Here is a 21183-nt window from a genome sequence, read left to right on the forward strand (position 1 = left end):
GTCAAGCGGGTAGCCACCGCCGCAGCGGCGGTGTCACTCAGTTTGTCAAAGGACGCCTGATTCGCGCAGCAACGGGCGCAAGCGGGCGATGGCTTGAGGGAGGTCATCGCCCAGCATATGCACGGAGGTGTCGCGCAAGTCGGCGTCGCGCAGGCGGGCGACTTCACCGCAGACGCCGATGGGCACATTTAACGTGGCGGCGGCATCCGGCAGCGACTGGCGAATATAGTGGTCGTCTTCCCGCTGGCCGCTGGACAGCAGCACCATCGAAGAATGCAGGCGGGCAACGGCTTGGGGTAGGTCTTCAAGCGGCAAGGAGTGATCCAGCAGCTGCACACGGTAACCCTGTTCGCTGGCCATCAACGCTGCCATCAGAACCCACAGGGGGCCTGGGTCGTCGGGCATGACATTAAGCAGGATCAACGGGCCGCGGGTGGCTTGGTTGGCATAATGCAGGCGAATTCCCACCTGACTGCGCAGGAAGGCTTCGAAGGTGCGGCGGACAAGGGCATCAGGCTGCACTGCCCACTTGGCTTCCAGCGTCAGCACCACCGGCTGCCACAGTTCGTTGATAGCGGTACTCAGCGGATAGAGGGCCAGGCTCTGGTGGTAGAAGGCTTCCAGTTTGGGTAGATCCAGCGCTTCGATGACCGCCTGCAACTGCTGACGCTGGCTTACCCAATCGCCGGCATCGGGCACCGGGGCCTCAACGGTGTCGGGTTGGTCGAGCAGGTCCGCGACCTGGCTGACCGGAACGCCGCGGTTGAGCCACTGAAGAATGCGCTCGATGCGTGTGATGTCGTCCTGGGCATACAGCCGGTGGCCCTTGGGGGTGCGTTTGGGGCATATCAAACCGTAACGTCGCTCCCAGGCGCGCAGGGTAACCGAGTTTACGCCCGTCAGACGGGAAACTTCCCGAATAGGATAAAGTGGGGTATCGGGTGGGTGGGTCGCCTTATTATTCATGGGCGCCATTGCCTCTTCGTTGTCTGCGGAGCCAAGCCGCATGGGCCTATCGTGGTTTGCTGCGGCGGGCGATGTGGTTTGCTATCCATAGCAATTACCTAATATCTAATTAACCGATCAACAATCTTGAATAACTAACGTTCCTTTGTACAACTTGTAGCCTCAAGGTACAACCTTTGGATTCACTTGTTGGAGTGTGATGATGAGGCTCTGTTATGTACCGACCGATCTATTAACGCCTGGGCTGATTGCGTTCCAGAGACCCATGCCGATTCCACACGGCTGGCCGTGAAACTGTCACCGCACATAGCCAGGCCGCTGTCGCTGTATAGGTATAGCTGGTCATCGGCAGTGCTTGGCTGAGCATAACGCCAACGGTGTGCGCTGCTGGTAACCCGCAACGGTAACGGCGTGTCAGCCGGAAAAAGCGTCGTAAAGGCCGCCCACAGTGACTCAGCAACCGCTTGTGGGTCATCTTCCAGGTGGGTCTCGCTCCAGTCCAGATGGGCCATCAGGCTGAGGCTTTCAGGCTGATGCTCGCGACCCGGCTTGGTCTGGTTACGCGACACCAGGCGCAGCGCGGGGTGCTCAATACGGGCCATCTGCCAGTCGCTCTGACTGCCTGGTGGAGTGGGTAGGGGGCCATCCAGCACCGCCCAGGCCGCCCAGCAGCTGCGCTGCTCACGTGCTTGGCATGCCTCAGCCAGTGTCGTCTCCCAGGGCGCCACTAGTGGTAATGCCTGTGGCGGTGGAGTGGTCAAGACGACGTGGTCGAACGGCCCGTAACCACGCCCCTGTGCATCTTGGAGCTGCCAGCCTTTGGGTGAGCGGTGCAGCGCCTCGATGCGCGTTGCAAGTTGCAGGGCCGTTTGGGGGTGGGCCTGGAACCTAGCTGCCAGGTGGCGGGTTATAGCGCTCATTCGGGGTACCCCGGTGTAGCGGGGGCGTGAGTCATGATGCAGTTGCCAGCCGTTTGGACTAGCTTGATAGCTGACGATCGGCCAGCGAGCGACGAGCCCTGACGCAAGCCAGTCAGCAACAGCGTCCCTGAAGGTTGGATCGCGAGCGGTAAATGCTTGGGCACCCAGATCAAGCTGAGCCTGATCGAGGCGCTTGGTCGACATGCGTCCGCCTGGGCCACGGGCTTTATCAAATACCGTCACCGCCACACCGTGTTCTACCAACCGGTTGGCGCAGGCCAGTCCCGTTATGCCAGCACCGATAATGGCGACGTTTGAGAGAGAAGGAGAGGTGACGGTTGTCATGGCGACCTGTTGGGTAATCGGCCCAGCACGATGTGATGTATAGAGTTCACATATATTTATGTACGGATCATTTTATAAGTAATAGTCTTGTATAAATAAATCGAAATGTAAACCTTAATAAAGAGCGTAGCTTGCTCATCGATATCAAAGGGAGAAGCACATGCGTGTACTAGTGACCGGCGGCAGTGGTTTTGTCGGCCAGCGACTCTGCCCGGCGTTGATAGCGCAGGGACATGAGGTGCTGGTGGTTTCCCGTACGCCCCATAAAGTACACGAGCGTCTTCCCCGCGAATGTGACATCCGTGACAGCGCCCAGGCGTTCATCGATAGCCCGCCGGATGCACTGGTTAACCTGGCGGGGGAGTCAATTGCGGCCAAGCGCTGGAGCGACAGCCAGAAAAAGCGGCTGACTCGCTCGAGGATCGAGATGACCGAGCAACTCGTCTCGCTTTGCGAGCAGCTGGGCGAGAACGGCCAGCCGCTGCCCAAGGTGCTGATCAGTGGTTCCGCGATGGGCTATTACGGTGATCAAGGCGATAAGCGCGTCACCGAAGACACCTCGCCCCACGATGAGTTTGCCCACCGGCTATGCGCGGAATGGGAAGCCGCGGCGAAGCCCATTGAGAACATGGGCGTGCGCCTGGCGATTTTACGTATCGGGCTGGTATTGGGGGCGGGCGGCGGCACCCTGCAAAAGATGTTACCGCCGTTCAAGCTGGGGCTGGGGGGCCGTTTTGGCGATGGCAGGCAGTTCATGCCCTGGATCCATCGCGACGACCTGGTCGAGGCGATCATGTTCCTGCTCAATGATGCCTCGCTATCCGGCGCCTTCAACGGCAGTGCGCCGCATCCTGTGACCAATGCCGAGTTTACCCGGACACTGGCCAGGCAACTGCACCGCCCGGCGGTATTGCCGGTGCCCGCCTGCGCGTTGAAAGCGGGGTTGGGTGAGATGTCTCAGCTGCTGCTGACCGGTGCTGATATGCGCCCCGAGCGCCTTGAGGCAGCGGGGTTTCGCTTTCAATACCCCACGCTGGAAAAGGCGCTCGCCGCTATCCTTTCGCCTGAGCGGAGTGCTTAGGCATTGGGGTCAACGGTGATAATCACCCGCACGGCGTCCAGCCGCAGACGGGTGTTTTCAATCGCGTCACTGAGGGCTTGGCGTTCCTTTTTCAGGGCGTCGAGCTCCTCGCTGCGTACTGACGGGTTGTGTTCCGCCAGCGCCCCCAGACGGGCAAGTTCTGCGTCCAACTGGGTGCGCATGCGTGCCTCGGCGGCTTCAACGATGCTGGGTAGTTCTCGTTCGGCTTCACCCTCTCCTTGCCTGAGCAGACCGCGAAGTTCGTCGTGACGGCTCTTGATCAGGTCCCGTGCCATGGATTTATTGACCTTCTGCAGGTTTTTACCCAGCCCGGTGAAGGAAATCTTGTCGGTCAGGTTGGCCCCCGACTCGTCAAGCAATACGCGGACGGCCGTCGGCGGCAGAAACCGGTTCAGGTGCAGCGATGTGGGGGCTGGGCAATGGGTGCGGAATATCAGCTCGGTCATCAGTCGGCCGCTGGGGATTGCCGGGTGACCCAGCAATGCCAGTGCCGTGTTACCCATGGTGCCGTCAATGATGCGCCCCATCATTTCGCGCAGCAGCGGGTGTTCCCAGGAAAGCCGCTGAACGTCATCGCGGGCGAGTGCCTGATGACGATCAAAGGTAGCCGAAAACCCTTCTTCGCCTTTTACCAGCCCAGGCAGGCCGTCCAGCATGTGCTGTCCCGGCTGGAGGTGTAGCAGCCCGTTGCCGATCTCCTGGCTATCCACGCCAAACACATCCAACGCGCGCTCTACGTAGCGCGGCAGGGCGCTGTCGTCGTCCAGCTCGCGCACGGCTTCGACCACCTGCTGGGCGCGCACAGGGCGGCAGGCATTGAGCTCCAGCAGGCGGTTACGGCCTGCATCCCGCTCGGCTAATTTGGCGACAAACAGCTCACGGGTCTCGCTGATGATTTCATCCAGCATCTCGTCGTCGAGCAGTGCATCGGCCAGGGCATCGCCAAAGGCGTCAAACAGGTCACTGCCAATACCGTGGGGCGCGCTGAAGGCATCCATGCCTTCGTGATACCAGCGCATCAGGCGTTCGCCGGGACTGCCGGTAAACGTCGGTATGTGCATCTCGATCGCGTGGCGCTGGCCGATCCTGTCAAGGCGGCCAATGCGTTGTTCTAACTGGTCGGGATGCTGGGGCATGTCAAACATGACCAGGTGACGGCAGAACTGGAAGTTGCGCCCTTCGGAGCCGATTTCAGAGCACACCAGCACCTGGCAGCCGTCTTCTTCATCGGCAAACGCCGCGGCGGCACGGTCGCGTTCGACCAGCGACAGGCCCTCGTGAAACACCGGGGCATGGTAGCCACCCAGCACGCGGAGACCTTCGGCCAGGCCTTCAGCGGTGTCGCGGTGATGGGCAATCACCAACACCTTATCGTTGGCAAAACCGGCGGCGCTGTCGTCGCTGAGTTTTTCCAGCAGCCAGTTAACCCGCGGGTCGATATGCCACCAGGGTTCGCCGTGAAGCGGATCGTTACTCAACTCGCGGTAAGCGGCATCCGGATAGATCAGCACGTCCGGATGATCCATGCCGGTCTCGATCAGCAGTTCGTCGAGGTAGTCGTCGTCGCGTTCCAGGCGTCGCTGCATGCGGCGATAGGCCGACGGCAATGCCAGCGCGTCAAGGTGCAGGCGGCGCTCGGGGAAACCGCCCACATGGCGGCGGCTATTGCGAAACATCACCCGCCCGGTGCCGTGGCGGTCAAGCAGGGCGTCGCGCAGTTGGGCGCGGGCAGCGTCCTGCTGGTCGGTGCTGGCCTCAGGATTGCACAGGGTGGCAAGCAGGGCCCGGCTATCGCGGTCGTCGGCCACGGCGTCGACGTGGACACGGGCGTCAGGCGTGTCGGGTAATGCCTCGAGCGCTTCAATGGCGCTGGCCACTTCACCGTAGTGACGTTCTTCGTCTTTGAAGCGCGCCAGGTCGTGGTAGCGTTCTGGATCGAGCAGCCGCAAACGGGCAAAGTGGCTTTCTATGCCCATCTGCTCGGGCGTGGCGGTGAGCAGCAACAGGCTGGGGATATCGCTTGCCAGCTGCTCGACGCACTGATAGCCGGGGCCGCTACCCTCGCTGCTCCAGTCAAGATGGTGGGCTTCGTCAACAATCAGCAGGTCAAAGTGGCTGGCCAGCGCCTGTTCCTGGCGGTGGGTATTGGCAAACAGCCAGCCCTGGCTTGCCAGTACCAGCTGAGCGCTTTCAAACGGGTTGGCGCTGCCGTGAGCCTGACTCTGGGTCTCATCCAACAGGGTAACGTTGAGCGAGAAGCGGCGCAGCAACTCGACCAGCCACTGATGGGTCAGGCTATCCGGCACCAGAATCAGGGCTCGCTCGGCGCGTCCGGTCAGCAGCAGGCGGTGCAATATCAGCCCCGCTTCAATGGTTTTGCCGAGCCCGACTTCGTCTGCCAGCAGGACGCGCGGCGCATGGCGCCGGGCGACTTCATCGGCAATATACAGCTGGTGTGGCACCAGGTCGATTCGCGGCCCGGCAAAGCCCAGCGCGCTGTGCTGTTCGATACGCTGGTGGTGATGCAGGGTGCGAAAGCGCAGGTCGAACCAGTCGTTGCGGTCGACCTGGCCGGTAAGCAGCCGGTCGCGAGCCTGGTCGAACTGCATGGTGTCGGCGAGCTTGGCTTCCGGCAGTTCGCGCCGTTGTCCCTGGTTGTCTTCGCCTGTATAGGTGATCAAGCCGTTAGACGTTTGGCTGTCATCGACGATCATCTGCCAGCCATCAGCCGACTGGATGCGGTCGCCGGTGCCGAACATGACGCGGGTCAGCGGGGCCTGGCGGGTATTGTAGGTGCGGGTTTCCTGGCTGGCACTGAACAAGATGGTAACGCTACGGGTGTCGCAGTTAAGCACGGTACCGAGCCCAAGCTCGGCTTCTCCGTCACTAATCCAGCGTTGGCCGGGGGAAAAATCGCTCATGATGCCTCAAGGAAGTCTGCGAAACGGGGCGTACGTGGCCGGTCACGATGACCGGCTACAAACAGGGCGAGGGATTCTAACGCAAAGGCGCTGGGGGATTAAGGTGTATCGTCGTCAATCTTCGAGCCAACGGTCCAGATGGGCCTGGGTGAGTTCGCCCACATGAATATCCAGGGTGTTGCCGTCGCCGTCGAACAACACCGTCGTGGGTAACCCGGGGGCCTCGACGAGCGACATCAGCATTTGGTTGGGGTCGCGAAGGGCGTAGCGAAAGCGCAGCGATTGTTCATCCAGGTAGCGCACAATGGGCAGCAGGTCCTCGCCCTGGTTGGCGACCACGACAGCGACGCCTTCGCGCTGGTCGGCATCTTCAAGCAGCGGCATTTCGCGTAGGCAAGGCGGGCACCAGGTGGCCCAAAGATTGACGATGACCCTGTCGTGGTCGTCCGCCAAGGAGGGAAGATGCACCGGGGTGCCATCAATATCTTCCAGGGTAATGTCGGGCAGGCTTTTCAAACTCATGTCGCTGCCCAGCGGGGCAAGCGTTACCAGCACCAGCCACAGGCTTGAGGCCCCGATCAGCAGCGCCATGGCGCCGCCCATGGCAATCAGCCGTGAGCGCAGCGACCAGATTGTCCACAACAGGCCTGCTGCCATGCCCCAAAGTCCTTGGTAACCAGGTTTCCAGAGCTTAAGTGTCTCCAGTGGGGCGGTACTGTAGCTTTCGATATGCAGGGCGACATGACCGAAGCGAGCCGCGATCAGCCAGATGACCAAAAGACCCAAAAACCAGCGTTGGTGGCGGCGGTGGGGCAGCCCCAGCAAATAGCGCGTGCTGACCAGCAATGCCAGCGCGCAGGCAATGGCGTAAAGGCGGGGCAGCGAAATCAGCAGCGGGCCAAGGGTGATGGCGTTCATGGTTTTCCCGTTTAGCAGTTACACTGATGCACCATATCATGCGAGTTGAAAATTACGGAGACGTTATGCCCCCACCCGCTTTTGATAGGCTGCGCGCGCTAGCGATCGGCTCCCAGGCAATTGGCCTGACACTGATTATTACGTTGGAGACGGTATTGGGTAACGCGGCCCGTCCCTGGCAGGGCGTCGTGTTGGCTGCCATGCTGGCGACGGCGCTGACGATTGCACTGATGCGGCTTTATCGACGCAACCTGGCTCGCAAGCGCTGGGCTGAGCGCGTCAAGGATGATCGCGACGGCTAGCGTTGGAAAACGTTGCTTGTATTTTTAGCGTTCCAGTTCCAGATTAAGAGCAGACCCCAGCGCGAGACGATGGGGCGCTAAATCCTACAGGGAGCGATTGATAACATGATGAATAAACGCATAATTGCCACGGCCGTGGCCGTTTCTTCACTGGCATTGGCAGGTGCGGCCCAGGCTCAGGTCAAGGTGGGCTTTTTGGGGGGCTTTACCGGGGGGATCGAGAGCCTGACACCGCCAATCTTTGACGGTGCGCAGTTGGCGGTCAAGCAGATCAATGAACAGGGCGGTCTTCTGGGCGGCCAGACGCTGGAAATGCCGTCGGGCGATACCACCTGTTCTGATGCATCGGCCGCCTCGAATTCGGCGGACCGTATGGTCAATTCCGAAGATGTCACCGCCATCGTCGGTGCGCTGTGTACCGGTGCCACCATTGCCGCGGCCAATAATGCAGCGATCCCCGGCGGTGTGCTCATGGTATCCCCCGCTTCTACCGCGCCGGCGGTCTCCGAGCTTGACGATAATGATCTGGTGTTCCGCACCGTGCCTTCTGATGCCTTCCAGGGCGAAATGCTGGCTAAGCTTCTGATCGATAAAGGCATCGAAGAAGTCGCCGTGACCTTCGTCAATAACGACTATGGACAGGGGCTTTCCGACGCCTTTACCACCACCTTTGAAGCGGAAGGTGGTAGCGTGGTGGAAAGCCTCGCCCACGAAGACAATCGTGCCGACTACCGCTCTGAACTGGGCATATTGTCGTCGACCGGTGTACAAACGTTAGTGGTACTGGCCTATGCTGATACATCGGGCCAGACCGTGCTGCGCCAGGCGGCAGAAAGCGGTGTATTCACCCAGTACGTCGGTGCTGACGGCATGGTGGGCAATAGCCTCGTCGAAGCCGTAGGCGCTGGTGTGCTTGAGGGCATGATCGCAACCCGCCCAGGCAGCCCGGCACTGCCCGGCACGGATATCTTCATTGAAGCCGCCGAAGCTGAAGGAATCGACCCTGAAGCGGTATTTGCCGCCCAGGCCTATGATGCGGCGTTTCTGGTGGCATTGGCCATCGAGCAGAACGGTAACGCCGAGCGTGAAGGGTTATCAGAGGCATTGCGCTCGGTGGCGACAGCACCCGGTGAAACCATTTTGCCCGGCGAGTGGGAGAAGGCCGTGGAGCTGATTGCCCAGGGAGAAGAGATTAACTACGAAGGTGCTTCAGGCAGCCATGAGTTCAACGAAAGCGGCGACGTGCCCGGTATCGTTGTGGAAATGACCGTTGAAGACGGCGAGTTCAAACGGGTAGGCGAACTCGCCGACTAGCAGTCAGCGGCGTCAACTGAGCCACATCCACCGCCCCGGCCAGTCGCTGGGGCGGTTTTTTGTTCAGTCGTGGTACTTGACGCGCTCTGGCAGCAGTCCCTTAGGCGCGAAGCGCAATACCAGCGTTACCAGTACACCAATCACCAAGACCCTTGCCTGGAGGGCGCGACTGTCGATGTTGGCAGGGGCCTGCCAGTCGAAGGCAACGTTACCGAAAGCCACGGCGAGGTCCATCAGGTACAGCGCCAGTGGTTCCGACATGATCCAGATGATATATACGGCGACGGCGCCAAAAATGGTGCCCAGATTGTTGCCTGGTCCACCCAGAATCACCATGACCAGAACCAGAAAGGTATGGTTGAGCGGCAGGTAACCGTTGGGGTCAAACAAGCTGTTGAAGCTGGCTAGCATCCCGCCGCCGATGCCCATCAGGATACAGCCGAGGACGAAAATCTCGAGGCGCCGCTTGTTGATATCCTTGCCCATGGCCGCCGACGATATCTCGTTGTCGCGAATGGCGCGGATCATACGCCCCCAGGGGGCATGGTAAGCCTGATGGAGCAGAAAGAAGATCCCGGCAATGATCACCGCCGTCAGCGACAGGTATATCGCCCGGGAAAGGGTAAACCCCAATTCTGCCGGCCCGGGCGTTGGCCAGGGCAGTGGCGAAACCGTCGCGGTGCCGCGGGTCAGCCAGTCTGAGTTTTTCAGGAATGCCTTGATGATCTCGGCGATACCCAGTGTGGCGATGGCCAGATAGTCGCTGCGCAGGCCAAGGCAAACATGGCCGATGAAGTAGCCCACGACGCCTGCCAGCGCACCGCCAAAGATCCAGCCGAGCCAGGGCGGCAAGCCAAGCCCGCCGACGAAGTCTGCCTGGGACTCAATATCCGCGGTGACGTCGCGCAACAAACTGATGACCACCATATACAGAACGATGGCGAGCAGCACAGCGAATACGGTACGCACCCGTTTGGGAACGCCGAGCCGGGTGAGCTTGGTGGCGGCCACGACCAGCAGTGTGGCCCCAATGGCATACAGCAATACCTTGCCAAGCTCGGCAGGCAGTTCGCTGTTCCAGAAAGCGTCGTTGACCGGCACGCTGAACAACATGGCGCTGACACCGCCCAGGGCGACAAAACCCATGACACCAGCATTGAATTGGCCCGCATAGCCCCATTGAATGGTCAGCCCCAGCGCCAGCACGGCGTAACACGCCGCTTCGACCAGCATGCGGGTACTGTAGGCGGCCCCCATCGCCGCATAAACGCCGACAATGGTCAACAATAGTGCGCCGAACAGGCAAAGTTCGCGTAGCGGCAGCCGCGACGCCTTGGGCGTTGCATCCTGCGGGGTGTAGTTATTATCAGCCATCAGATCACCTTGCCTTTAAAGATGCCGGTGGGTCGCCAAACGAGGATGGCGACCAGAATGAAAAACGGCACGACGATTTTATATTCGGTCCCCACGAAGGCTAAGTTGGACGGCAGCTCGAGCCAGGTGGGCAGGCTATCGCGGAAGGGGCGCAGCAACACGGCCCAGTTGAACACCGCCAGGGTTTCAGCAAAAGCGACCACGAAGCCCCCGGCGACCGCGCCATAGGGGTGGCCGACGCCGCCGACGATGGCGGCGGCGAAAATGGGTAGCAGCAGGAAGAAGCTCAGGTCGGGCTTGAACGTCACGTCCAGCGACAGCAGCGTGCCGGCAATGGCGGCAAGCCCGCCGGCAATCACCCAGGTGACGGCGACGATGGTGTTGGTGTTGATGCCCGAAGCCTGGGCCAGTTCGGGGTTATCGGACATTGCCCGCATGGCTTTACCGAGCCGCGAGCGGCTTAAAAACAGGTGCAGGGCGATCACCGCCACCAGGGTGATCACGAATAGATAAATTTGCGGCTCGGTAATCACGATCGGTACACGAACGTTTTCAAACGGCAGCATGCGAAAAATCGCCTTGCGATCGTCAACGTACAAGCCTTGGCCGCCTGTCCCTGAGAACAAGCGAATCAGGCCCTGTAGAATCAAGGTGACCCCCAGCGAGGCGATGACCATGACGATGGGCTTCACCCCGTGAGCGCGCAGCGGCTTGTAAAACGCTTTATCAATACCCACTGCCAGGAAGGCGGTCAGCAGCATGGCAATAGGCAACATGACGATTGCCGTGGGTACGCCGATGCTGATGCCGACGCCAGGAAATGCGGTGGTGAGCAGCAACACCATGAAGGCGCCAAAGGTCATCACGTCGGCGTGGGCAAAATGAGCAAAGCGCATGATGCTGAAAATCAACGTGACGCCGATCGCCCCAATGGCGTAGATGGCGCCCGTCACGCTACCGGCGATCACGACGTTGTTAACAAAGAAAACCAGTTCATTCACGTTATTGTCCCCTGGACTATCCGCCCAAAAAGCTTTTTGCCACGTCCGGGTCGGCAAGCAGTGCCGCGCCGGTATCGGTGAAGCGGTTTTGGCCTGCTGCCAACACAAAGCCCTTATCGGCAATGGCCAGTGCTTGCTTGGCGTTTTGTTCGACCATCAGAATGCCTACCCCAGCCGCGTTGATATGCTTAACGCGGTCAAAAATCTCGTTCATGTAGAGCGGGGAAAGCCCGGCGGTGGGTTCATCGAGCAGCAGCAAGCTGGGTTCGGCCATGAGCGCGCGGCCCATGGCGACCATCTGGCGCTGCCCTCCGGATAGCTCCCCCGCCGGCTGATGACGCTTTTCCTGCAGGGGCGGAAAGAACTCGTAAACCTGACCCAGCATGCGTTTCACGTTCTGCGGCTTCAGAAAGGCTCCCATCTCCAGGTTTTCCTGCACGGTGAGGCTCGGGAAAACGTTCTTTTCCTGAGGGACAAAGCCCATACCGCGCTCAACCAACTGGTGGGGGGGTAAATTTTGGATGGGCTTGCCATGGAGCAGGATGTCACCCTGATTGACGTGCAGAAGCCCGAAGATCGCTTTCAGCAGCGTCGATTTACCCGCCCCGTTCGGTCCTACAATCACCCCGACTTCGTCAGCTTCCAGGGACATGTCCACCCCATTGAGGATATTCATGCCGCCATAGCCGCCATAAACGTCGCGCGCTTCGATTAAAGGCATGGTGGAAAAGTCTCTTGTTGATTGCCAACTGATTGCTTGTGGCATTTAAATAAGCTCGGCGCCTTCATCCGTCACGCTGCTCCGGCACCGAAATAGGCCTCAATGACCTCGGGATTGTTCTGGATATCCTGGATGTGACCTTCAACCATGACCTGACCCTGGGCAAGCACGATGACCGGATCGCAAAGCCGGGCGATCATGTCCATGTCGTGTTCGATAACCAGGAAGGTATAGCCCATTTCGCGATTGAGTCGTTCAATATTGCCTATCAGGTCGCCGAGCAGGGTACGGTTGACGCCAGCGGCGATTTCATCGAGCAGCACGATCTTGGCGTTGGTCATCATCGTGCGGCCCAGTTCCAGCAGTTTCTTCTGGCCGCCGGACAGGTTGCCAGCCAGCTCATTGCGCACATGGTGAAGGCCGATAAAGTCGATCACCTCAAGCGCGCGTCGGCGCACTTCGGCTTCCTCGCGGCGCACCAGACCGGGTTTGAACCAGGTCGTGAACAGGTTTTCCCCGGCCTGCGCCGGGGGGACCATCATCAGGTTTTCCAGAGCACTCATGTGGGTGAACTCATGGGCAATCTGGAAGGTGCGCAGCAGGCCTTTATGAAAGCGCTGATCCGCGCTGAGCGCGGTAATATCGTCGCCTTCCAGCAGGATACGCCCGCTGTCGGGCTGTAACGCGCCGGCCATCAAGTTGAATAACGTCGACTTGCCCGCGCCGTTAGGGCCGATCATGCCGGTAATCGAGCCTTTCTCGACGTGGATAGAACAGTCGTTGATGACCTGCAGGCCACCAAAGGCCTTGTTGACCTGTTGAACCTCGATAAGCGGGGTCATGGGTTTCCTTGACGGCAGTGATGATCAAAACGTTTGTATGAATTCGATAATAAAATGATTTCCCGTGTCGGGGATACCGCTACTTTGCGCTACACCGCAGCGGCTTTCCAGCGAGTAACCGTTAAGGTTGCGTTGGGGGAACCCCTTGGCAAACGTGCGTGGTCAACATGTCAGGGGTGTGGCAAGCAAAAAAAAGCCCGCTGCTAAGCGGGCTTCGAGAACTTACTTCTTGCTGGAGCGTTTGCGCTCGTTTTCCTTGAGTAGCTTCTTGCGCAGACGAATATGGTTCGGCGTTACTTCCACCAGCTCGTCGGAGTCAAGGAACTCGATGGCCTGCTCCAGGGTGAAGTTGATCGGCGGCGTCAGCACGATATTTTCATCGTTACCTGTTGAGCGCATGTTATCGAGCTTTTTACCCTTGGTCGGGTTGACTACCATGTCGTTGGCACGGTTGTTGATGCCGATCAGCATACCTTCGTAGACTTCGGTGGCGTGGTCGACGATCAGCTTGCCGCGTTCCTGAAGGGTGTAAAGCGCATAGGCCAGTGCCTTGCCATCGACCATCGACACCATGACGCCGTTACGACGCTCGATCGAGGCGTCCGGCTTCAGCGGGCCGTAGTGGTCAAAGCGGCTGGTCAGGATGCCGGTGCCCGAGGTCAGGGTCAAAAACTGACCGCGGAAGCCGATCAGGCCACGCGCCGGGATGATGAAGTCCAGGCGAACGCGACCCTTGCCGTCCGGATTCATGTTGGTCATTTCACCCTTGCGGTAGCCAAGCTCTTCCATGATGGCGCCCTGGTGCTGCTCCTCGCAGTCGATGATGACTTCTTCGTAGGGCTCCTGCTGTTCGCCGTCGATTTCACGGATGATCACCTCGGGGCGGCCAACGGCCAGCTCAAAGCCTTCACGACGCATGGATTCGATCAATACGGACAGGTGCAGTTCGCCACGCCCGGAGACCTTGAATTTCTCCGGCGTTTCGCCTTGTTCAACGCGCAGCGCCACGTTGTGGATGAGTTCCTGTTCCAGGCGGTCCTTGATATTGCGGCTGGTCACGAACTTGCCGTCTTTACCAGCAAACGGCGAGTCGTTGACCTGGAAGGTCATCGAGACTGTCGGCTCGTCAACGGTCAACGGCGGCAGCGCTTCGACGGCGTTCACGTCGCACAGGGTGTCGGAAATCGCCAGATTCTCGATGCCGGTGATGCAGATGATATCGCCTGCAGTGGCTTCGTCGGTCTGTACGCGATCAAGGCCCATATGGGTCATTACCTGGCCGATCTTGCCCTTGCGTGACTGGCCTTCCTTGGTTACCACGGTAATCTGCTGGTTCGGCTTGACGCTGCCGCGGCTGATGCGTCCGAGGCCGATGACACCGACGTAGCTGTTGTAGTCCAGTGCTGAAATCTGCATCTGGAACGGTCCGTCACTCTCGACCTTGGGCGGTTCGACGATATCGACAATCGACTGGAACATGGGGGACATGTCGTCTGCCAGCTCTTCCGGGTCGGGGCCGGCAATGCCGTTCAAGGCAGAGCAATAGATAATCGGGAAGTCGAGCTGGTCGTCGGAAGCGCCCAGGTTATCAAACAGATCAAAGATCTGGTCGATCACCCAGTCGGGGCGCGCGCCGGGGCGGTCAATCTTGTTGACCACGACGATAGGCTTCAGGCCACGGTCAAACGCTTTCTGGGTAACAAAGCGGGTCTGCGGCATCGGGCCATCAACGGCGTCAACGAGTAGCAATACCGAGTCCACCATCGACATGACGCGCTCGACCTCACCGCCGAAATCGGCGTGTCCGGGCGTGTCCACGATATTGATGTGGTAGTCAGTGCCGTTGCCGTCCTGCCACTTGATCGCCGTATTTTTGGCCAGGATGGTGATGCCACGCTCCTTTTCCTGGTCATTGGAGTCCATGATCCGCTCTTGCCCTTCGGCTTTGCGGTCGAGCGTGCCGGACTGGCTCAAAAGTTTATCGACCAGGGTGGTTTTACCGTGGTCAACGTGGGCGATAATGGCAATGTTGCGAAGATTCTCGATCACGACGCGATCCTGCTAGAAAAATAGGGCGGCATTATAGGGTCTCGGTGCGGTCTACTACCAGCACTGTATTGTGCAAGGCATCAATAGATTAACTTTGGGCAGTAGTTTTCGCGCTGCTGGCGCATCCGGTAAGATAGACGTTTTCCCAGATGGGGCAAGGACATGAGCATCGGCAACCTGATGCGGCTGCTAAGCGATGGCGAGGTTCATTCCGGTGAACAATTGGGCGAGGCGCTAGGCGTTTCACGCGCTGCCGTCTGGAAGCAGCTGAAAAAGTTAGAGGCGCTCGGCGTGTCGCTGGTGGCGGTCAAGGGGCGCGGCTATCGCCTTGCCCAGCCGTTGGAGCCGCTTGTCGGAGCAAAAATCGTGGAGCGCCTTCCCGCCTCCGCTCGCCATCACCTTGCCCGCCTGTTTGTCGAAGACCAACTGCCTTCGAGCAATGCCTACCTGCGTGAGCGGTTTGAGCAGGGGGCTGGCCACGCAGAGGTGTGCCTGGTCGAGCTGCAAACGGCGGGGCGTGGTCGACGAGGGCGGGTATGGACAACGCCCTGGGGGCAAAGCCTGATGCTCTCGGTTGGCTGGCGCTTTGAAGCGGGTGTCAATGCCCTGGAAGGCTTGAGCCTGGCCGTTGGCGTGGTAGTTGCCCAGGTGCTTGAACAGCATGGTGTCGCCCCTCGGCTGAAATGGCCCAATGATATTTTACTGCCCCAGCGCGACAGCGATGAGTTGGGCAAGCTGGCGGGTATATTGGTGGAAGTGACCGGGGACGCGGCCGGCCCGTGCGAGGTCGTGATAGGCATGGGGATGAACCTCTCGCTGCCCGAGGCAATGCGTGACGCCATTGAACAGCCGGTAGCGGCACTGTTTGATGACTTGCCGTCGCTTTCCCGTAACCAGCTGGCAGCGGATGTTGTGGCGGGGCTGCTCGCCATGCTGGCGGGGTTTGAACAACAAGGGTTTGCATCCTGGCGCGCGGCCTGGAATGAGCGGCATGCTTATGCTGACCAACCCATTCGCGTCACTCAGGGTAGTCAGGTTTACGAGGCTGTCGCGTGCGATGTGGACGATAGCGGCAGCCTGTGGGTAACGGCATCAGGGCAGTCAAAGCGCTTGTCGGGCGGTGAAATCAGCGTACGTAGGCGCTTATGATTCTAGATCTAGATATTGGCAATACCTTGTCCAAGTGGCGCCTGAAAGACGCTGACAGCAGTGAGATACGGTCACGGGGCGCTGTATGGACACGTGAGGAATGGCGGCCCGGGGCTGATATACCCGACCTCGACGTGGTCGAAGCTGTGCGCATTTCAAGTGTTGCCCGGGCGGCCGTACTAGAGGAGACCGTGGGGCTGCTGCGTCGGCGGGTGCGGAATGTCCATGTTGCCCGTTCAACTGCCGAAGCACTGGGCGTGGTCAACGGCTACGAAGAGCCCGAAAGATTAGGTGTCGACCGTTGGCTGGGTGCGCTGGCGGGCTATCAGCTCGCGGGTGGCTGCTGTGCGGTAGACTGTGGTAGTGCCATCACTATCGACTTCGTGCTGCCAGGCGGACAGCACCTGGGTGGCTTTATTGTACCCGGACTGCGCCTGATGAAGGAAAGCCTGAAGCTGGGAACGCGGAACGTGGCCATTGACCCGGAAAGCGAAGCGGACGCTCTGCTGGAGCCAGGGCGGCGAACGGTCGACGCTGTGAACCATGGCATTTACATGGCGGCAGTGAGTGCCATTAACCGCATCTACAGCGAGGTGTGCGATCAGGAAGGCGTGGCCCTGCCAATGCTGCTGACGGGTGGCGACGCCCGCGTGGTCTCGCGGGGGGTGCAGGTGCCCCACGCGGTGTGGCCTGATATGGTCTATGGCGGGCTTGAAGCGCGTTTCCCGCTCACCTTTGCCGAACGCGCGGGTAAGATGGCGGGCGCCCCGCGTGTTCCGGAGCCGGTATCATTGGAAAAAATTCGTGCGGGCCTTGCATTCTCCATGCTGCTTTGACAGAATACAGCGCGTTCCAAGGCATGCGGCCAGCAAGTTTAGGGTAATAAAATCCTATGTTGTTGAAGCCAAAGGTTGTTGCGGTCACTGAAGGTCAAAGTGAGCTTGACACGGCTTTGGAGCTTGGCATAATGTGCCGCCTTAGTTGGAGAGGTTCCCGAGTGGCCAAAGGGAGCAGACTGTAAATCTGCCGCGAAAGCTTCGAAGGTTCGAATCCTTCCCTCTCCACCAGTTTCAAGCGTCAGCGACAAGTGTCGATGCCGTAGAATGAAAGCCGGAAGCGGGCAATATTACGACTAGGCGCGCTGCGGATGATCATTCTGAAGCAAGTTGCGCGGGCGTAGTTCAATGGTAGAACCTCAGCCTTCCAAGCTGATGGTGCGGGTTCGATTCCCGCCGCCCGCTCCAGTTAGGTACTGAGTTGTATAGGTACTTGGCTCATGTAGCTCAGGGGTAGAGCACACCCTTGGTAAGGGTGAGGTCGACGGTTCAAATCCGTCCATGAGCTCCATATTCAAAAAAGCGAGCGATGCTCGCTTTTTTTGTCGCTGCCGCCAGTTGCTTGATGAAAGTGGTTGGCGTGAGCAAGGGTTGTCAAGCGGCTTTTTGTCCGCTATTATGACGCCCGCTGTTGCGTAGGCTGGAGAGCTTGTCTGCGTAAATATTGATACAGGCCAGTAGCTCAATTGGCAGAGCAGCGGTCTCCAAAACCGCAGGTTGGGGGTTCGATTCCCTCCTGGCCTGCCAATCTTCCCCAGATTGGTATGTCTTTTTCAAGAATTCCTTTGTCGCTTGCTGCACCCTGAGGAGTCTCGTTTTTATGAAGCCGAGTTCTGTAAAACATGGCGCTGAGGTGCAACAGTCGCGCCATGACGGGCTCAAGTGGGCTGCAGTCATTGCGTTGCTTGTCGTTGCCGTTGTAGGTAATACCTATTTTGCCGATATTGGCCTGATCTACCGCGTGCTGGGCGTCGTGGTGTTGTGTGTCGCAGCTGGTCTGCTGGCACTTACCACGACCAAGGGGCGTGAGTTGGTAGAGCTGGCAATAAGCGCTAAGAAAGAGATTCAGCGCGTTGTATGGCCAACTCGCCCTGAAACCATTCAAACCACGGCGATTGTGCTTGTTGCTGTGCTGGTGGTTGGGTTGATGCTCTGGTTGATTGACACTCTTCTTGGCTGGGCGATGTCCGGCGTTATTGGTTAGGAGCTTGCATGTCCAAACGTTGGTACGTCGTTCACGCCTATTCCGGCTTTGAGAAGCACGTGATGCGCTCCTTGATTGAGCGCGTCAAGATGTACGGCGTGGAAGATCGTTTTGGCGAGATTCTGGTGCCGACTGAAGAAGTCGTTGAAATGCGTGACGGCAAGCGTCGCAAGAGCGAGCGCAAGTTCTACCCCGGCTATGTGCTTGTCGAAATGGAAATGGCCGACGATACCTGGCACCTGGTAAACGAAACGCCCCGTGTAATGGGGTTTATTGGCGGTACCAAGGAAAAGCCAGCGCCCATTACCACGCGGGAGGCTGATGCCATTCTGCGTCGTGTCAAAGACGGCACCGACAGGCCACGGCCCAAGCACATGTTTGAACCGGGCCAGTCTGTTCGTGTGGTTGACGGTCCCTTTGCTGATTTCAACGGCGTTGTGGAAGAAGTCAATTACGAGAAGAGCCGTCTGCAGGTCAGTGTGCTGATCTTCGGGCGTGCAACGCCTGTCGAACTCGAGTTCGCGCAGGTAGAGAAAGAATAGCAGTCGATACCCTGGCGGGTGTGTCCCGTCAGGCGTTCGTGCTGCGCCATGTCTTGATTTGATTCGTGTCAGGTGACGATGTCGTCATCTGGCTGTTACCGGGGAGCCGAAAGGCGTTATCACCCAACTGGAGTAAAACGATGGCCAAGAAAGTACAGGCTTACATCAAGCTGCAGGTTGCTGCAGGTAAAGCCAATCCAAGTCCGCCCGTCGGCCCGGCACTGGGTCAGCACGGCGTGAACATCATGGAATTCTGTAAGGCGTTCAACGCAGAGACTCAGGATATCGAGCCTGGTCTGCCGACGCCTGTCGTGATTACGGTCTACTCTGACCGCAGCTTCTCGTTCATCACCAAGACGCCGCCGGCGGCTGTGCTGCTGAAGAAAGCAGCCGGCATCAAGTCGGGTTCAGGCGAGCCGAACAAGAAGAAGGTCGGTACGGTGACACGCGAACAGCTTGAAGAGATCGCCACAACCAAAGAGCCGGATTTGACAGCGGCTGACATGGACGCAGCGGTCCGCACCATCGCGGGTAGTGCCCGTAGCATGGGCCTCAACGTGGAGGGTCTCTAATCATGGCGAAACTTACCAAGCGTGCCAAGCAGATTCGTGAAAAGGTCGACACCAACAAGGTCTATTCCCTTGAAGAAGCTGTCACTCTTCTCTCCGAGCTGTCGACGGTCAAGTTCAAGGAGTCTGTCGACGTGGCGATCAACCTGGGTGTTGACCCGCGTAAATCAGACCAGGTGGTGCGTGGCGCTACTGTCATGCCTAACGGCACCGGCAAAGATGTGCGCGTTGCGGTCTTTACCCAGGGTGCCAATGCCGATGCCGCTAAAGAAGCAGGCGCCGACATTGTGGGCATGGACGATCTGGCCGAACAGGTCAAGAAAGGCGTGATGGATTTTGACGTCGTTATCGCCTCTCCGGACGCCATGCGCGTTGTTGGTCAGCTGGGCCAGATTCTGGGGCCGCGCGGCCTGATGCCTAACCCGAAAGTTGGCACCGTTACGCCCGATGTGGCGACGGCGGTTAAAAATGCCAAGGCGGGTCAGGTGCGCTTCCGTACCGACAAGAACGGCATCATCCACACGACAGTTGGTAAAGTGGACTTCGATGCGGCGTCTATCAACGGCAACGTTGAAGCGCTTGTCGCTGACCTGAAGCGTCTCAAGCCGAGTACGTCGAAAGGTATCTACTTTAAGAAAGTCACCCTGTCTACTACCATGGGCCCGGGTTTGACTATCGATCATTCTGCTTACGTATAAGCGGGTGTTCGTGAGGTTTTAGCAACAACCGAGCAATAACTTTGCGGTCCCTCGGTCATGCCGGGGCACCGTCAAAGACCGCAGGTGCCGCACTTTGGATGTATGCAGTAGATGCTGAAAAGTGTGGCTTAATTGCTCAAAGCGCCTGCGCAGATGGTGTGGCCGCCAGTTGGTAACGCTTTTTAGCTAACCGCTTTCTGGTGAGCACCATCCCTAAGGCTTCCAGCGTTGATCGACTGATCACCTGGAAGAGATGGTAACCACCGAGACTTATAACAGGTTTCGGCACGAAGGAGTGATCACTGTGCCACTAGCACTTGAAGGCAAGAAAGCGATTGTTGCCGAGGTCAGTGAAGCGGCCAAGGACGCACTCTCCGTCGTAGTTGCCGATTCTCGCGGTGTGACGGTCAGCAAGATGACCGATCTGCGTAAGCAGGCACGTGAGAATGGCGTCCAGCTGCGTGTTGTCCGCAACACCCTGGCGCGTCGCGCCCTCGAAGGCACCCAGTGGGAATGCCTGACCGAGAGCTTCGTGGGTCCAACTCTGTTGGCCTTCTCGACTGATCATCCGGGCGCTGCCGCTCGTTTGTTCAAAGAGTTTGCCAAAGACGACAAAGACTTCGAAGTCAAAGCGCTGGCCTACGAAGGTGAGCTGATTCCGGCTGCTGACATCGACCGTCTGGCAACCCTGCCGACTTACGATGAAGCAATTGCCAAGCTGATGTCGGTAATGAAAGAAGCCTCCGCTGGCAAGCTGGTTCGCACACTGGCTGCCCTGCGCGACCAGAAAGAAGAAGCGGCTTAAACGCTTTTTCTGCGCAACCTGAGGCTGCTTGAACCGAGCAATGAATCCCGAGTCGTCGGCAAACCGAGACTCCCGCAAAGTTAGGAATGAAACAATGGCACTGACCAAAGACGATATCATCAATGCTGTAGCCGACATGTCCGTCATGGAAGTTGTCGAGCTGATCGAAGCAATGGAAGAAAAATTCGGCGTTACTGCCGCGGCAGCTGTTGTGGCTGGCCCTGGTGGCGGCGAAGCGGCTGTTGAAGAAGAGCAGACCGAATTTGACCTGGTGCTGACCTCTGCTGGTGACAAGAAAGTTAACGTCATCAAAGCGGTACGTGAGATCACCGGTCTTGGCCTTAAGGAAGCTAAGGGTGCCGTTGACGGCGCACCGGCGACCATCAAAGAAGGCATGGCCAAGGAAGACGCTGAAACAGCTAAGACGAAGCTGGAAGAAGCGGGCGCAAGCGTCGAGCTCAAGTAATTCTTGTGCCGATGGCTTTACGCGCTGCGTAAGCTTCCACGGCTGGCGGCGGGAACTCCCGCTGCCGGCCTTTTTCTGTTGTAACTGAACGGTGAAGCAGAATCGTTGTAGTACGGTTATCGCAAGACTGTTATCGATC

20 protein-coding genes and 4 tRNA genes are annotated in these 21183 nt (G+C 58.8%); 15 read left to right on the forward strand and 9 right to left on the reverse strand.

Going from position 1 to position 21183, the window contains the following annotated elements:
* Positions 1-45: 45 nt before the first annotated feature.
* Entirely contained in the window at positions 46-966 is a 921-nt protein-coding gene (locus tag B7L15_RS03150) for a MerR family transcriptional regulator (RefSeq protein ID WP_176243627.1), read from the reverse strand.
* A gap of 182 nt (positions 967-1148) precedes the next feature.
* On the reverse strand, positions 1149-2231 hold the full coding sequence (locus B7L15_RS03155) for an NAD(P)/FAD-dependent oxidoreductase (protein WP_085917595.1): 1083 nt from the start codon (positions 2229-2231) through the stop codon (positions 1149-1151).
* Between the two features lie 160 nt (positions 2232-2391).
* On the opposite strand from B7L15_RS03155, the gene B7L15_RS03160 reads away from it, so the two are divergent.
* A complete protein-coding gene (locus B7L15_RS03160) occupies positions 2392-3312 on the forward strand; it encodes a TIGR01777 family oxidoreductase (protein ID WP_085917596.1) in 921 nt (306 codons plus the stop codon).
* Here B7L15_RS03160 and rapA read toward each other — a convergent pair.
* Positions 3309-6254 carry an RNA polymerase-associated protein RapA gene (gene rapA, locus B7L15_RS03165; protein WP_085917597.1) on the reverse strand — a complete coding sequence of 982 codons (2946 nt, stop codon included), beginning with the start codon at positions 6252-6254 and terminating at the stop codon, positions 3309-3311. The genes B7L15_RS03160 and rapA overlap by 4 nt on opposite strands.
* A 114-nt stretch (positions 6255-6368) precedes the next feature.
* Positions 6369-7172 (reverse strand): redoxin family protein, encoded by an 804-nt coding sequence (locus B7L15_RS03170; protein WP_085917598.1) that lies wholly within the window; start codon positions 7170-7172, stop codon positions 6369-6371.
* A 65-nt stretch (positions 7173-7237) separates the two neighbouring features.
* Between B7L15_RS03170 and B7L15_RS03175 the strand changes: the two genes are divergently transcribed.
* Both B7L15_RS03175 and B7L15_RS03180 read left to right on the forward strand, forming a co-directional pair.
* A complete protein-coding gene (locus B7L15_RS03175; RefSeq protein WP_085917599.1) occupies positions 7238-7474 on the forward strand; it encodes a hypothetical protein in 237 nt (78 codons plus the stop codon).
* A gap of 105 nt (positions 7475-7579) precedes the next feature.
* On the forward strand, positions 7580-8788 hold the full coding sequence (locus tag B7L15_RS03180; protein ID WP_085917600.1) for an ABC transporter substrate-binding protein: 1209 nt from the start codon (positions 7580-7582) through the stop codon (positions 8786-8788).
* 63 nt (positions 8789-8851) lie between these two features.
* Here B7L15_RS03180 and B7L15_RS03185 read toward each other — a convergent pair whose 3' ends face one another.
* The 5 genes from B7L15_RS03185 to typA all read right to left on the reverse strand — a co-directional run bounded on the left by B7L15_RS03185 (position 8852) and on the right by typA (position 14775).
* A complete protein-coding gene (locus tag B7L15_RS03185) occupies positions 8852-10162 on the reverse strand; it encodes a branched-chain amino acid ABC transporter permease (protein ID WP_085917601.1) in 1311 nt (436 codons plus the stop codon).
* The gene (locus B7L15_RS03190; protein WP_085917602.1) at positions 10162-11163 is read right to left on the reverse strand and encodes a branched-chain amino acid ABC transporter permease; all 1002 of its coding nucleotides are present in this window, start codon (positions 11161-11163) and stop codon (positions 10162-10164) included. Before B7L15_RS03190 ends, B7L15_RS03185 begins: the two co-directional genes overlap by 1 nt.
* Positions 11164-11179: 16 nt before the next feature.
* The gene (locus B7L15_RS03195) at positions 11180-11884 is read right to left on the reverse strand and encodes an ABC transporter ATP-binding protein (RefSeq protein WP_085917603.1); all 705 of its coding nucleotides are present in this window, start codon (positions 11882-11884) and stop codon (positions 11180-11182) included.
* A 71-nt stretch (positions 11885-11955) separates the two neighbouring features.
* Positions 11956-12726, reverse strand: a complete 771-nt coding sequence (locus B7L15_RS03200) for an ABC transporter ATP-binding protein (protein ID WP_085917604.1) — start codon at positions 12724-12726, stop codon at positions 11956-11958.
* Between the two features lie 222 nt (positions 12727-12948).
* Positions 12949-14775: a translational GTPase TypA gene (gene typA / locus B7L15_RS03205; RefSeq protein ID WP_085917605.1), complete on the reverse strand. Its 1827-nt coding sequence runs from the start codon at positions 14773-14775 to the stop codon at positions 12949-12951.
* Between the two features lie 162 nt (positions 14776-14937).
* Between typA and B7L15_RS03210 the strand changes: the two genes are divergently transcribed.
* The 12 genes from B7L15_RS03210 (at position 14938) to rplL (ending at position 21044) form a co-directional block, all read left to right on the forward strand.
* Positions 14938-15924, forward strand: a complete 987-nt coding sequence (locus B7L15_RS03210) for a biotin--[acetyl-CoA-carboxylase] ligase (RefSeq protein WP_085917606.1) — start codon at positions 14938-14940, stop codon at positions 15922-15924.
* Positions 15921-16760 (forward strand): type III pantothenate kinase, encoded by an 840-nt coding sequence (locus B7L15_RS03215; protein WP_085917607.1) that lies wholly within the window; start codon positions 15921-15923, stop codon positions 16758-16760. The genes B7L15_RS03210 and B7L15_RS03215 overlap by 4 nt, the downstream gene beginning before the upstream one ends.
* 147 nt (positions 16761-16907) lie before the next feature.
* Positions 16908-16991, forward strand: a tRNA-Tyr gene (locus B7L15_RS03220).
* Positions 16992-17094: 103 nt separating this feature from the next.
* Positions 17095-17168: transfer RNA gene (locus tag B7L15_RS03225), tRNA-Gly, on the forward strand.
* A gap of 28 nt (positions 17169-17196) precedes the next feature.
* Positions 17197-17271 (forward strand) — tRNA-Thr (locus B7L15_RS03230).
* Between the two features lie 160 nt (positions 17272-17431).
* Positions 17432-17507 (forward strand) — tRNA-Trp (locus B7L15_RS03235).
* Between the two features lie 73 nt (positions 17508-17580).
* On the forward strand, positions 17581-17964 hold the full coding sequence (secE, locus tag B7L15_RS03240) for a preprotein translocase subunit SecE (protein ID WP_085917608.1): 384 nt from the start codon (positions 17581-17583) through the stop codon (positions 17962-17964).
* An 8-nt stretch (positions 17965-17972) separates the two neighbouring features.
* Positions 17973-18506, forward strand: a complete 534-nt coding sequence (nusG, locus tag B7L15_RS03245; RefSeq protein ID WP_066318615.1) for a transcription termination/antitermination protein NusG — start codon at positions 17973-17975, stop codon at positions 18504-18506.
* 140 nt (positions 18507-18646) lie between these two features.
* Positions 18647-19078 carry a 50S ribosomal protein L11 gene (gene rplK / locus B7L15_RS03250; protein WP_085917609.1) on the forward strand — a complete coding sequence of 144 codons (432 nt, stop codon included), beginning with the start codon at positions 18647-18649 and terminating at the stop codon, positions 19076-19078.
* Positions 19079-19080: 2 nt separating this feature from the next.
* A complete protein-coding gene (gene rplA / locus B7L15_RS03255) occupies positions 19081-19773 on the forward strand; it encodes a 50S ribosomal protein L1 (RefSeq protein ID WP_085917610.1) in 693 nt (230 codons plus the stop codon).
* Positions 19774-20077: 304 nt separating this feature from the next.
* The gene (gene rplJ / locus B7L15_RS03260; protein ID WP_066318608.1) at positions 20078-20578 is read left to right on the forward strand and encodes a 50S ribosomal protein L10; all 501 of its coding nucleotides are present in this window, start codon (positions 20078-20080) and stop codon (positions 20576-20578) included.
* A 94-nt stretch (positions 20579-20672) separates the two neighbouring features.
* A complete protein-coding gene (gene rplL, locus B7L15_RS03265; RefSeq protein WP_066318605.1) occupies positions 20673-21044 on the forward strand; it encodes a 50S ribosomal protein L7/L12 in 372 nt (123 codons plus the stop codon).
* The last annotated feature ends 139 nt before the right edge of the window (positions 21045-21183 follow it).

Source organism: Halomonas sp. CSM-2, assembly GCF_002119345.1.
Classification (GTDB): domain Bacteria; phylum Pseudomonadota; class Gammaproteobacteria; order Pseudomonadales; family Halomonadaceae; genus Vreelandella; species Vreelandella janggokensis.